Annotated in this window: 9 protein-coding genes; 7 read left to right on the top strand and 2 right to left on the bottom strand. The window is 68.6% G+C overall.

Annotated elements, in window-relative coordinates; genetic code table 11:
* Nucleotides 1–17 precede the first annotated feature (17 nt).
* Nucleotides 18–407: an OB-fold nucleic acid binding domain-containing protein gene (locus EV646_RS02685; protein WP_132143511.1), complete on the top strand. Its 390-nt coding sequence runs from the start codon at nt 18–20 to the stop codon at nt 405–407.
* Nucleotides 400–1,230, top strand: coding sequence for a DUF3159 domain-containing protein (locus EV646_RS02680; RefSeq protein ID WP_132143509.1), 831 nt, complete (start codon nt 400–402; stop codon nt 1,228–1,230). The genes EV646_RS02685 and EV646_RS02680 overlap by 8 nt, the downstream gene beginning before the upstream one ends.
* Before the next feature lie 4 nt (nt 1,231–1,234).
* Here EV646_RS02680 and EV646_RS02675 read toward each other — a convergent pair whose 3' ends face one another.
* Nucleotides 1,235–1,912 carry a potassium channel family protein gene (locus EV646_RS02675; protein WP_132143507.1) on the bottom strand — a complete coding sequence of 226 codons (678 nt, stop codon included), beginning with the start codon at nt 1,910–1,912 and terminating at the stop codon, nt 1,235–1,237.
* On the bottom strand, nt 1,912–2,574 hold the full coding sequence (locus tag EV646_RS02670; protein ID WP_132143505.1) for a potassium channel family protein: 663 nt from the start codon (nt 2,572–2,574) through the stop codon (nt 1,912–1,914). The genes EV646_RS02675 and EV646_RS02670 overlap by 1 nt, the downstream gene beginning before the upstream one ends.
* A gap of 94 nt (nt 2,575–2,668) precedes the next feature.
* On the opposite strand from EV646_RS02670, the gene EV646_RS02665 reads away from it, so the two are divergent.
* The 5 genes from EV646_RS02665 (at nt 2,669) to acnA (ending at nt 13,211) form a co-directional block, all read left to right on the top strand.
* Nucleotides 2,669–4,699, top strand: coding sequence for an APC family permease (locus tag EV646_RS02665; protein WP_132143503.1), 2,031 nt, complete (start codon nt 2,669–2,671; stop codon nt 4,697–4,699).
* On the top strand, nt 4,696–5,892 hold the full coding sequence (locus EV646_RS02660; RefSeq protein WP_132143501.1) for a class I SAM-dependent RNA methyltransferase: 1,197 nt from the start codon (nt 4,696–4,698) through the stop codon (nt 5,890–5,892). The genes EV646_RS02665 and EV646_RS02660 overlap by 4 nt, the downstream gene beginning before the upstream one ends.
* 36 nt (nt 5,893–5,928) lie before the next feature.
* Nucleotides 5,929–9,225: an MSCRAMM family adhesin gene (locus EV646_RS38740; protein WP_158290888.1), complete on the top strand. Its 3,297-nt coding sequence runs from the start codon at nt 5,929–5,931 to the stop codon at nt 9,223–9,225.
* 10 nt (nt 9,226–9,235) lie between these two features.
* The gene (locus EV646_RS02650; protein WP_132143499.1) at nt 9,236–10,168 is read left to right on the top strand and encodes an LLM class F420-dependent oxidoreductase; all 933 of its coding nucleotides are present in this window, start codon (nt 9,236–9,238) and stop codon (nt 10,166–10,168) included.
* A 265-nt stretch (nt 10,169–10,433) separates the two neighbouring features.
* A complete protein-coding gene (gene acnA, locus EV646_RS02645) occupies nt 10,434–13,211 on the top strand; it encodes an aconitate hydratase AcnA (protein WP_132143498.1) in 2,778 nt (925 codons plus the stop codon).
* The last annotated feature ends 19 nt before the right edge of the window (nt 13,212–13,230 follow it).

The raw sequence follows: 13,230 nt of genomic DNA, 5'->3' as shown, positions 1-13,230 counted from the left end.
GGACTACACTCGAAGCCATGGGTAGTGACAAACCCGCGGGCCTGTTACGGCGCGCCTTCCGCGGGCTGGCCGGCGACCGCGACCAGCAAGACGCCGAGGTCCTGCAGGACTTCGCGCAGGACTGCGGCGCGCGGTCCATCACCGGCTGCCACGACCGTGAAATGGTCACGCTGTACGGCACGCTACGCACCATCACATTCAGTCCGCGCGGCGGCGTACCCGCCCTGGAGGGTGAGTTGTACGACGGCACCGGAACGGTCAAGCTGATCTGGCTCGGCCGGCGCAAGATCGCCGGGATCCACCCCGGCTCCGAACTGATCGCCTCCGGGCGGATCGGTGTCGTGGACGGCGACCGGGTGATGTTCAACCCGCGCTACGAACTCCGCCCGACGGCCGCGCATGGCTGAGCCGCGGCGCGACCCTTCTGTTCAGGACGACGAGCAGGCCGAGCACGGTCTGCGCAAGCAACTCGACGAGCACCTGGACGAGCAGCTCGTGGAGATGCTGCGGCCCGAGGTGGAGGCCGCGGAGTCGGTTCTCACCGGTGACGAGGAAAAGAAGAAGCCCGAGCGCCCGGCGACGACGGACAAGGACTTCTTCCACGCGCTCGGCGGTTGGGGCGCGCTGCTCGACATCGGCCTGCCGTGGATCGCGTTCCTGATCGTCTACGCGGCCAGCGACCACAACCTGCGGCTCGCGCTGATCGTCGCGATCGCCTGTGGCGCGGCGGTCGCCGTACTGCGGCTGCTACGCAAGCAGCCTTTGCGGAACGTCGCCGGCGGTTTCGTCGGCGTCCTCATTTCCGCCTGGGTCGCCAACCGCACCGGCGACGCCAAGGACGTCTACCTGCCCGGCTTCTTCACGAACCTCGGCTACTTCGTGCTGTACTTCCTGACCGTGCTGATCCGCTGGCCGCTGTTCGGCGTCCTGTACGGCGTGATCACGCAGACCGGGACGGCGTGGCGCAAGGACCCGGCGATGCTCAGGGGATTCACCCGGGCGACGCTGGTGTTCGCGGGGCTCTTCGCGTTCCGGCTGCTCGTCCAGGTGCCGCTGTACTTCGCCGACATGCTGAACGCCCTCGGTATCGCGAAGATCGGGATGGGCCTTCCGCTGTACGCGCTCGCGCTCTGGCTCGCATACGCCGTACTGCGGGGATCGCTGCCGGCGGAGAAGTGGGACGAGGCGCGTGACCACGTGACCCACTTGCTCCGCGGCAACAAGAAGTAGGTCGTCACTCCACCTTGTGGTGGTGCCCCGGGGAGAGCATGGCTTCAAGGCTCTCCTCGGTCTCGTCCGCGGCGACGAAGAGCAGTTCGTCGCCGAGCTCGAGCGTGCCCTCCGGGTCGGGCCGCAGCACGCGGCCCTCGCGCAGGATCACCACCAGCGCGGTGTCCAGCGGCCAGTCGACGTCGCCGACCCGCATCCCGATCATCGGGGAGTCCTCGGGCAGGGTCAGCTCGACCAGGTTCGCGTCGCCCTGACGGAAGGTGAACAGCCGGACCAGGTCGCCGACCGACACCGCCTCCTCGACCAGCGCGGACATGATCCGCGGCGTCGAGACGGAGACGTCCACGCCCCAGGCCTCGTTGAACATCCATTCGTTGCGCGGATGGTTGACGCGGGCAACGGTCCGCGGAACGCCGAACTCGGTCTTGGCCAGCAGCGAGACGACCAGGTTGACCTTGTCGTCGCCAGTACTGGCGATCGCGACCTGGCAACGCTGCAACGCGGCCTCCTCCAGCGAGGACAGCTCGCAGGCGTCGGCCAGCAGCCACTCCGCCCGCGGCACCGACTCGGCCTTGATCGCGCGCGGATCGCGGTCGATCAGCAGCACCTCGTGCCCGTTCTCCAGCAGCTCGGCGGCGATCGAACGGCCGACGTTGCCGGCCCCGGCGATGGCTACCCGCATCACAGCTCCTCAGGCTTGTGGCCGAGTTGGGACTCGATCGCGGCGACGTCCTTCTCCAGCATCACGACGTGGACCAGGTCGCCCTCCTGGATGACCGTGTCGGCCCGGGGCAGCAGTCCTTCGCCGAGCCGGGTCAGGAACGCGACCCGCGCACCGGTGGCCTTCTCGATGTCGAACGCGGCCCGGCCGACCCAGTCGGAGTGGACGTGCACCTCGGCCAGCCGGACGGTCCCGGACGGGTCGCGCCACTCCGGCTCGGAGCCTTCGGGCAGCAGCCGGCGCATCATCTGGTCGACGGTCCAGCGCACGGTGCCGACGGTGGGGATGCCGAGCCGCTGGTAGACCTCGGCGCGGCCGGGGTCGTAGATCCGGGCCACCACGTTGCCGACGCCGAACGTCTCCCGGGCCACCCGGGCCGCGAGGATGTTCGAGTTGTCACCGTTGGAGACGGCGGCGAACGCCTCGGCCTCCTCGATGCCGGCCTCGATCAGGATCTCCCGATCGAAACCCATGCCGGTGATGGTCCGCCCGGTGTAGTTCGGGCTCAGCCGGCGGAACGAGTCGGCGGACTGGTCGATGATCGCGACCGTGTGGCCCCGCTTCTCGAGGGTCCTCGCGAGCGTCGACCCGACGCGGCCGCAGCCCATGATGACGACGTGCACTCGCTGATCACTCCTTGCCCCGTCAGGGGCCGATGGCTCGGTCTAGGCAGGTCAGACGCTACACCGACCCAGGCCTGCCTCTAACATCACCGGTGTGACTCCCGCTCTAGGCGATATCGGCAAACGGCTGCTGCTCGGCCGCAAACTGCGCAGCACCCAACTCGGCGAGACGCTGCTGCCGAAGCGAATCGCCCTCCCGGTGTTCGCCAGCGACGCGCTGTCGTCGGTCGCTTACGCACCGGACGAGATCTTCCTGACCCTGTCGATCGCCGGCCTGGCCGCGCTCACGATCTCCTGGAAGATCTCACTGGCCGTCGCCTTCGTGCTGGTCGTGGTGGTGCTGTCCTACCGGCAGAACGTGCACGCGTACCCGTCCGGCGGCGGTGACTACGAGGTTGCCACCGTCAACCTCGGCCCGACCGCGGGTCTGACCGTGGCCAGCGCGCTGCTGGTCGACTACGTGCTCACCGTCGCGGTGTCGATCTCGTCCGCCGCCCAGTACGCCGCCTCCGCCATACCGGCGCTGGAAGGGCACCAGGCGACCGCTGCGGTCATCGCGGTGTTGTTCCTCACAACGATGAACCTGCGCGGGGTCCGCGAATCCGGCGCGGCGTTCGCGATTCCGACGTACATCTTCATGATCACGATTCTGGGGATGGCCGCCTGGGGCTTCGGGCGGATGGTGTTCGGTCACCTGCCGGACGCGTCCAGCGCGAACCTGGGCATCGCTGCCGAGAACCAGTTCGCGCACGGTGCGAGCGGGCTGGCGATGGGGTTCCTGATCCTGCGGGCGTTCTCGTCCGGCTGTGCGGCACTGACCGGTGTCGAGGCGATCAGCAACGGCGTACCGGCGTTCAAGAAGCCGAAGAGCAAGAACGCCGCGACCACGTTGGCACTGCTCGGCAGCATCTCGATCCTGATGGTCGTGAGCGTGGTGGCGCTGGCCAACGTGATGAAGGTCCGGTTCGCCGAAGATCCGGCCACGCAACTGCTGCGTGACGGTGTGCCGGTCGGGGAGGGGTTCCACCAGGATCCGGTCATCGGTCAGCTGGCCAAGGGCATCTTCGACCACTTCTCACCCGGCTTCTACCTGGTCGCGGCCGCGACCGGCGTCATTCTGGTGCTGGCCGCGAACACCGCCTTCAACGGCTTCCCGGTGCTCGGCTCGATCCTGGCCCGCGACGGCTTCCTGCCGCGCCAGTTGCACACCCGCGGCGACCGGCTCGCGTTCAGCAACGGCATCATCATCCTGGCCCTGTTCGCGATCGTCCTGATCGTTGCCTTCGACGCCGAAGTCACCCGGCTGATCCAGCTCTACATCGTCGGTGTGTTCGTCTCCTTCACGGTCAGCCAGACCGGGATGGTCCGGCACTGGACCCGGCTGCTGAAGACCGAGCAGGACCCAGCCAAACGGGCCCAGATGAAGCGGTCCCGGGTGATCAACACGATCGGCCTGAGCCTGACCGGAGTGGTGCTGGTGATCGTGCTGATCACCAAGTTCCTGCTCGGCGCGTATATCGCGATCATCGCGATGGCAGTGCTGTTCATGCTGATGAAGGGCATCCGGCGGCACTACGACACGGTCGGCAAGCAGATGGCGGCCGAAGGCGACGAGACGCTGATGCTGCCGTCGCGGGTGCACTCGATCGTGCTGGTGTCCAAGCTGCACAAGCCGACGCTGCGGGCGCTGGCCTTCGCCAAGGCGGCCCGGCCGTACACGCTCGAGGCGGTCACGGTGGACGTCGACCGGGACGAGTCGGAGGCGCTCCAGGCCGAGTGGGACAGCCGGAACATCCCGGTCCCGCTCAAGCGGCTGGCCTCGCCGTACCGGGAGATCACCCGGCCGATCCTGCAGTATGTGCGGGACATCCGGCGGCAGTCGCCGCGGGACGTGGTGATGGTTTACATCCCGGAGTACGTCGTCGGTCACTGGTGGGAGCACATCCTGCACAACCAGAGCGCGCTGCGGCTCAAGGGGCGGCTCTTGTTCACACCTGGTGTCATGGTTACGTCCGTTCCGTACCAGCTGATCTCGTCGCAGGTGGCGGAGGAGCGGCAGGACCGTGAGGAGCGGGTGGCAGGCCAGGTACGGCGTGGTGCCCGCAAGGCGTCAGGAGATCGGTGACAGGCGACGACATCGTCGGGACAGTTGTTGAGCTGGAAGTTGGACCAGTAGCACACGGGGGACACTGTGTGGCCCGGCATGAGGGTCAGGTGGTCTTCGTCCGGCATGCGTTGCCGGGTGAACTGGTGCACGCTCGCGTCACCGAACAGAACGCGAAGTACCTGCGGGCCGACGCTGTCCAGGTGCTGACACCGTCACCGCAGCGGATCGAACCGCCCTGCCCGTACGCCGGACCAGGGCTCTGCGGCGGCTGCGACTTCCAGCACGCCAACATCGTCGAGCAGCGGCGGCTGAAGGCGACCGTGGTGTCGGACACGCTCCGGCGGATCGGTGGGATCGAGCGGACCGTGGTGATGGAGTCGCCCGGTGACGACGGTCTGGGGTGGCGCACGCGGATGCGCTACAACGTGGTCGACGGCCGGCCTGGGATGTTCGCTCACCGCTCCCACGAGCTGATCCCGGTTGACCGATGTCTGATCGCGCACCCGGCTACGCCGCACGTGCTGGACAAGCGGTGGCCTGGTGTGTCGTCGGTGCAGACTGTGGTGTCGTCAGAGGGCAAGACCGCCGTTCTGACGGATGAGGACCCTGCTGGGCGCGTGGTGGAGGTCGTGCGGGGTCGGCGGTTCCGGGTGGAGGCTGGTGGGTTCTGGCAGGTGCACCCGGCTGCTCCGTCGATGCTGGTGGATGCAGTACTGCATGGGCTGGAGCCTGCGGCGGGGGAGACCGCGCTGGACTTGTACTCCGGTGTGGGCTTGTTTGCGGCGTTCCTGGCTGAGGTGGGGTGCGCCGTACTGGCTGTGGAGGGCGACAAGGACGCCGTACGCAACGCGCGGCGGAATCTGCACGACCTGCCGGACGTGACGCTGGAGACCGGTGACGTGGACCGGGTGCTGAACCTGGCTGCTGGGCAGGGGCTGGAGCACGTGGATCTGGTGGTGCTGGATCCGCCGCGCACGGGTGCTGGGAAGGACGTCGTACGGCGGATTGCGGCGCTGACACCGCGGCGAGTCGCCTATGTGGCGTGTGACCCGGCGGCGCTGGCGCGGGACCTGAAGACGTTCGGCCGGCTCGGCTACGGGATCGCGTCGCTGCGGGCTTTCGATCTGTTCGGGATGACCCACCACATCGAGTGCGTGGCCATTCTCGAGCCTGTGGACAGTGAACTGGTGGCTACCGGAGGCCTCGGGTAGCGTTCTGGCTCGGATTCCAAATGCGCTGGAGACCTGATGCCGCTGGTTGACCTGGACGACCCGGAGGAGTTGCGCGCCCGCTGGAGCGCACTCGCCGCGGTCGCCCATGCCACCGGCTTCGACCGGCGGTGGTACGCCGACGCCGACGGGTACTACCACCAGGACGAGACCGGGTCGATCCTGCGGATGATCCGGCTCGACGACGGCCGGGCGGTGCTGTACGGGTTCCACACGCAGCACAGCCGGACAGCGGGGGCGGACCTGCTCGCCGGCTCGCCGGACTGGATCGGCCAGCCGGAGGTCCGGGCGCTCATCGCCGCGGGCGAGCTCGGTTTCGTGTACGGCGCCTTCAACGGCACGTGGGCACGGGCGTCGTACCCGGGCGACCCCTGGCAGCCGCTGGACGACGGATTCGCGCCGATCGGGCAGTGGATCACGTCGGACGCCGAAGCCGCGGCGGAGATGATCGAGTGGGTGGCCGAATGGGCCGACTACCTCGGTGGGCTGGACGAGCTGCAGTCCTGCGGGGTGTCTCTGATCAGGACGGCTGCGTCGGGCGGGATCACGGCGGAGGCGCTGGGGGAGTTCTTCGACCGGTTCGGGATCGATCCGCGGTCGCCGGTGCAGCCCGATCTGCCCGCCGGGGTGGCCGCGGCGCAGGATTTCATTGCGGCTGCGGCAAATTTTGCCGAAGACCCTGACACGGCCGAGGTCTCGGTCGTTGAGGATGTCGTGATCGGAACCCCCGCAGGCCCGCCGGCGGACGAGGAAGAGGAATCCTTCGTCGTCCCGCCCGGCATCAGCCCGTTCACCGGCCAGCCCATCGACGAGCCGGCCGCACCTCCGCCTGTGCCTGCGCCTGTGGTCACGTCGTACGAGCAGACGCTGTATCGCCCGGCGGCGCGGGGCGACGAGTACGGCGTCGTCGACAAGAAACAGGGCTGGCTCAGACGCCGCAAGCGCGACGAGGTCGCCGACGAGCCTCAGGCGCCGACGGGCTCCGAGGGTGGTCCACCGCCGGGGACCTACCTTCCGGGGGGTCTTTCTGGTGGCGACGGCCTGCCGGTCCAGCCGGTCCAGCCGTCGTACGGGGAGAGCCTGCCCGTTCCGCCGCCGTACGGCGATGGCCTGCCGTCGTCGGAGCCGCCGCGGGTCGGCGGAGGGGTGCACGAGGGCGATGACTTCTACGAAAGCCTCTTCGCCGACGCACCGTCTGCCGCCTATCAGCCTGCCGCGGTCGAGGAAGAGGAAACCGCCGACCGCCCGGCGTGGTCCGACGAGGACGCCACCAGCGAATACAACCCCTTCGCCGAAGACGACACCTCCGCACCCGAGGCGGTCCACGAACCCGTCCGCGAACCCGAGGCTCGCGAGGTCGTCGGGGGCGCCTGGATCAATGGCGAATGGGTAGAAGATGCCGCCTCCTACCTGGCCGAACATCCCGCACCACCCGAAGACGACGACGCCCCTACCGCCGAGATAGCCGTCGTACCCGCGGAAGAGGAGCCTGCCTCCTTCACTGGCCCATCGCCGTTCGCGCCCGTGACCCCGGCGGACGACTCCGGGCATCCAGACGAGCCCGCAGCTCACCACCCCGAGCCCGGGGTCGCTCGCACCGAGCCCGCCGACTACACCGCGCCTGCCGACTACACCGTCGAGCCTGCAGCGACACCTCGTGAGCCGGCCGGGGCGCAGGTCGAGGCTGATGACGATGTGACGGCGGAGATCGCGGTGGTGCCGGCTGATGGTTCGGATGAGGCATCGCCCGCCGGTCCGCACGATGCTCCGGCGGCTAAAGCTCAGGTTGAGCCTCACCCTGAGCCCGAGCCCTGGCCGCAGCCTCAACCGCGCCCCGAGCCGTGGCCCCAGCCCGAGCCTCGTCCGGCCCCCTGGCCCCAGCCCGGGCCCGAGCCCGGCCCAGACCCCACGCCGTACCCGCAGCCAGAGCCCCGGCCGGACCCCACGCCGTACCCCCAGCCCGGACCCGCTCCCCAGCCAGAGCCCAGGCCGGGCCCCACGCCGTACCCGCAGCCCGGGCCCACGCCTCGACCTCACCCAGACCCTGCCCGGCCTCAGCCTGAGCCCGACCCTGGGCCCTGGCCCGAACCAGAGCCCACACCGGAACCAACTCCGGAGCCGACGCCTCAACCGGAGCCTGAACCAATCCCGCTCCCGGAGCCCGAGCCAACCCCCTGGCCTGAGCCGGAACCTTCCCCGCAACCGGACCCCATGCCCCGCCCCGACCCGATGGTCCAAACGGAGCACGAGTCCGTCGCGGAACCCGAGCCGGAGGCGACGCTCGGCGAGGATCCGAGGCTGACTGCCGAGCTGGAGTACGAGGAATGGCTCAGCCAGCCGGAGCGCCCGTCCGACGCGGGGACCGGTCCCGAGGCTGCGCAGGTGCTCGACGACGACGAGATTCCGACCGGCGTGATCCCCGTCGTGGACGACGAGTGGACACCAGAAGCCGAACCGGGCCCCGATATCTCGACTCCGGCAGCTGGGCACACCTCTCCCGACGCTCAGCATCCCGCAACGGACACCCGGCAATCGGCCGGTGCCGAGCCGCGGGCCGAGGCTGCTGCCCACGCGCAGTACGACGCGGAGGACGCCGACTGGCTCGATGAGCGGTACACGCCAGCCGAAGGTGGTCGCGAGGAGCTGGCTTGGGTTGACGAGGCGCCGACGACTTCGATCCCGGTGTTGCGGGCCGAGCCGTCCGATCGGCCTGACGGTGCTGCGTCAACCGAGTTCGACGGCGCGGGTCCCGTGCGGCTTGTGGTGCCTGCCAGTTCGTCGGGGATGTCTATTCCTGGCTTGGGGTTGGTGGGGGCCGATGGGCCTCGGATCGAGCCGGTGCCGGGGTCTATCGAGGAGGCCATGCGGGCTGAGGTGGAGCGGCCTCGGCCTCGGCCGCAGGAGTCGGAGGCGTTCAAGGCGCTGCATGCGTGGTGCCGGGCGCGGACTGCGATTGTGCCGTCCGGGTTCACCATCCAGGTGCAGGTGCTCGACCCGGCCGCTCCGTCGTACCGGTTCGATCTCGAGCCGCCCGAGGTGGACGACCCGGAGTTCGCCGCGGACAAGGTGAGTGGGCTGCTGGGCGATCTCTGGCTGACCGAGGCGGAGAGTGAGCAGGGCGGTTGGCTGTTCGCGCGCGTCGACGCAGCCGGGCGGACCCTGCGGATCGACCGGTGGTACGACCAGGTCCCCGACTGGTGGGACAACCCGGTGGAGCCGCGTCTCGACGTACATGGGCTGGTGCGGCGGCTGAACGGTCGCGGTCCTGAGTGGCAACCGTCGTACCTGGAGAGGCTGTACACCACCGCGAGATAGCGTGGGCCGCATGCTTCTCAGGATCTTCACCGAACCCCAGCAAGGTGCCTCGTACGACGACCTGCTCGCCGTCGCCCGGAAGACCGAGGAGAACGGCTTCGACGCGTTCTTCCGGTCGGACCACTACCTCGTCATGGGCCCGAACGACGGCCTCCCCGGCCCGACCGACTCCTGGATCACCCTGGCCGGCCTGGCCCGCGAGACCAAGCGGATCAAGCTCGGGACGCTGGTGAGCTCGGCGACGTTCCGCAATCCCGGCGTACTCGCGATCAGCGTCGCCCAGGTGGACCAGATGAGCGGCGGCCGGGCGGAGCTCGGGCTGGGTGCGGGCTGGTTCGAGGCGGAGCACAAGGCGTACGGGCTGGAGTTCCCGGACACGCCGGGGCGGTTCGACCTGCTGACCGAGCAGCTCGAGCTGATCACCGGGCTGTGGGACACGCCGGTGGGGGAGAAGTACAACTTCGACGGCGAGCACTACCAGATCAGCGACTCGCCGGCCCTGCCAAAGCCGGTCCAGCAGCCGCATCCGCCGATCATCGTCGGTGGTGCGGGCAAGAAGCGGACGCCGGAGCTGGCGGCGAAGCACGCGGCCGAGTTCAACGCCGGCTTCCGCTCGGTCGAGGTGACCGAAACCCTCTTCAAGCGCGTCCAGGCAGCCTGCGACGCGATCGGCCGCGACCCGAAGACGCTGGCCCTGTCCACCGCCCACACCGTCGTGGTCGGCAAGGACGACGCCGAGGTCAAGCAACGCGCCGCCGCCATCGGCCGCGACGTCGAAGACCTCAAGCAAAACTCCATCGCCGGCACCCCCGCCGAGGTCGTCGACCGCCTAGGCCAATTCGCCACCATCGGCTCCACCCGCCAATACGTCCAAATCATGGACCTCCAAGACCTCAACCACCTCGACCTGATCGCCGCCGAAGTCCTCCCACAGGTCTCCTGAGCAGCTTCGCTCGCCAACTCGGAACACCGAGCGAGAAATTCCGGCTTAGACCTCGTAAGTCGGAATATCTCCAGCGCTGTTCCGACTTGGCCGGGTGGCTGGGGAGTTGTCCACAGGTTCGGAGTTGGGGTGCTGAGGTGGCTCGATGTCGTGTATCTTGATGTCGAGAGAGTTTGGGGCGGGTTAGGGGAACCTGACCTCGCGGCCGGGCGGTGGGCTCGGCAGGATGGGCACAGCGAACAGGACCGGATAGAGGAGCAGGCTGATGGCCAGCGTCGACAGCTTCGGTGCCAAGGGGGCACTCGAGGTCAACGGACAGTCGTACGAGATCTTCAGGTTGGCGGGTATCGAGGGCGCGGACACGCTGCCGTACTCGCTCAAGGTGCTGCTGGAGAACCTGCTGCGCACCGAGGACGGCGCGAACATCACCGCCGAGCACATCAGCAAGCTCGGCAACTGGGACCAGAACGCCGCGCCCGACACCGAGATCCAGTTCACCCCGGCCCGGGTGATCATGCAGGACTTCACCGGCGTGCCGTGTGTCGTCGACCTGGCCACCATGCGCGAGGCGGTCGGTGAGCTGGGCGGCGATCCGACCAAGATCAACCCGCTGGCGCCGGCCGAGCTGGTCATCGACCACTCCGTCATCATCGACGTGTTCGGGCGGCAGGACGCCTTCGAGCGCAACGTCGAGCTGGAGTACGAGCGCAACCGCGAGCGCTACCAGTTCCTTCGCTGGGGCCAGACCGCGTTCGACGAGTTCAAGGTCGTCCCGCCCGGCACCGGCATCGTCCACCAGGTCAACATCGAGCACCTCGCCCGTACGGTGATGGTCCGCAACGGCCAGGCCTACCCGGACACCTGTGTCGGCACCGACTCGCACACCACGATGGTGAACGGTCTCGGCGTGCTCGGCTGGGGTGTCGGCGGGATCGAGGCCGAGGCAGCCATGCTCGGCCAGCCGGTGTCGATGCTGATCCCGAAGGTGGTCGGCTTCAAGCTGACCGGTTCCGTCCCGGCCGGCGCCACCGCGACCGACGTCGTACTGACCATCACCCAGATGCTGCGCAAGCACGGCGTGGTCGGGAAGTTCGTCGAGTTCTACGGCGACGGCGTCGCGGCGGTGCCGCTGGCGAACCGGGCCACCATCGGCAACATGAGCCCGGAGTTCGGCTCGACCTGTGCGATCTTCCCGATCGACGACGTCACGCTGGAGTACCTGCGGCTGACCGGCCGCTCGGACGACGAGGTCGCCCTGGTCGAGGCGTACGCGAAGGAGCAGGGCCTCTGGCACAACCCGGACGTCGAGCCGCGCTTCTCGGAGTACCTGGAGCTTGATCTGTCGACGGTCGTCCCGTCGATCGCCGGCCCGAAGCGGCCGCAGGACAGGGTCGCGCTGAGCGAGGCCAAGGAAGGCTTCCGCGGTGCGCTGGTCGACTACGCGACCGAGGAGCTGGAGGTCGACCCGTCGGAGCTCGGTAGCTTCCCGGCCAGCGACGCGCCCAACGGTCACGGCAACGTCGACGACGAGCCGCACGTGCCGCACGGCAGCGGCAACGGCCGGCCGTCGAAGAAGACCAAGATCAGCCTGGACGGTCAGGAGATCGAGCTCGACCACGGCCACGTGGTGATCGCGAGCATCACCTCCTGCACCAACACCTCGAACCCGTCGGTGATGCTGGCCGCCGCGCTGCTGGCGAAGAACGCCGTCGACAAGGGCCTGTCGAGCAAGCCCTGGGTGAAGACGTCGCTCGCGCCGGGCTCGAAGGTGGTCACCGACTACTACGAGAAGGCCGGCGTCACGCCGTACCTGGAGAAGCTCGGGTTCCACCTCGTCGGCTACGGCTGCACCACCTGCATCGGCAACTCCGGCCCGCTGCCGGAGGCGGTCTCGGCCGGAGTGCAGGAGGCCGACCTGGCCGTCGTGTCGGTGCTCTCCGGCAACCGGAACTTCGAGGGCCGGATCAACCCGGACGTCAAGATGAATTACCTGGCGAGCCCGCCGCTGGTGATCGCCTACGCGCTGGCCGGGACGATGGACTTCGACTTCGAGACCGATGCCCTGGGCAAGGACACCGACGGGAACGACGTGTTCCTGAAGGACATCTGGCCGGCCGCGGACGAGGTCGAGAAGGTGATCGCCTCCTCGATCAACAAGGAGATGTTCACCAAGGACTACGCCGACGTGTTCGCCGGCGACGAGCGGTGGCAGTCGCTGCCGACCCCGGAGGGCAAGACCTTCGCCTGGGACGCCGACTCGACGTACGTGCGTAAGCCTCCGTACTTCGACGGGATGGCGAAGGAGCCGGCGCCGGTCACCGACATCGCCGGGGCCCGCGTGCTGGCCAAGCTGGGCGACTCGGTCACCACCGACCACATCTCCCCGGCCGGTTCGATCAAGGCCGACAGCCCGGCCGGCAAGTACCTGGCCGAGCACGGCGTGGAGCGCAAGGACTTCAACTCGTACGGGTCGCGCCGCGGCAACCACGAGGTGATGATCCGCGGCACCTTCGCGAACATCCGGCTGCGCAACCAGATCGCCCCCGGCACCGAGGGCGGTTTCACCCGCGACTTCACCAAGGACGACGCACCGGTCACCACCATCTACGACGCCGCGCAGGCGTACGCCGAGACCGGTACGCCGCTGGTGATCCTGGCCGGCAAGGAGTACGGCTCGGGTTCGTCGCGTGACTGGGCCGCCAAGGGTACGGCGCTGCTCGGGGCGAAGGCGGTCATCACCGAGTCCTTCGAGCGGATCCACCGGTCGAACCTGATCGGTATGGGTGTGCTGCCCCTGCAGTACCCGGAGGGTGAGAACGCCGAGTCGCTCGGGCTGACCGGCGAGGAGACCTTCGACATCACCGGTGTGACCGCGCTGAACGACGGCACCATCCCGCGGACCGTCCACGTGACGGTGACGGCCACCGACGGATCGGTCAAGGAGTTCGACGCGGTGGTCCGGATCGACACCCCAGGTGAGGCCGACTACTACCGCAACGGCGGCATCCTGCAGTACGTGCTCCGCTCGCTGATCGCGAGCTGACAAGACGCCCTAGAGAAGG

Origin of the sequence: Kribbella antiqua, from assembly GCF_004345665.1 — a bacterium.
Taxonomy (GTDB): domain Bacteria; phylum Actinomycetota; class Actinomycetes; order Propionibacteriales; family Kribbellaceae; genus Kribbella; species Kribbella antiqua.
The sequence above is the reverse complement of the archived record's forward strand: the minus strand, read 5'-3'. Positions and strand labels throughout refer to the sequence as shown.

Excerpts from the sequence above, each read along its gene's own strand:
- EV646_RS02685 (WP_132143511.1), top strand. The coding sequence starts at position 18 with ATGGGTAGTGACAAACCCGCGGGCCTGTTACGGCGCGCCTTCCGCGGG.
- EV646_RS02680 (WP_132143509.1), top strand. The coding sequence starts at position 400 with ATGGCTGAGCCGCGGCGCGACCCTTCTGTTCAGGACGACGAGCAGGCC.
- EV646_RS02675 (WP_132143507.1), bottom strand. The coding sequence starts at position 1,912 with ATGCGGGTAGCCATCGCCGGGGCCGGCAACGTCGGCCGTTCGATCGCC.
- EV646_RS38740 (WP_158290888.1), top strand. The coding sequence starts at position 5,929 with ATGCCGCTGGTTGACCTGGACGACCCGGAGGAGTTGCGCGCCCGCTGG.
- EV646_RS02650 (WP_132143499.1), top strand. The coding sequence starts at position 9,236 with ATGCTTCTCAGGATCTTCACCGAACCCCAGCAAGGTGCCTCGTACGAC.
- acnA (WP_132143498.1), top strand. The coding sequence starts at position 10,434 with ATGGCCAGCGTCGACAGCTTCGGTGCCAAGGGGGCACTCGAGGTCAAC.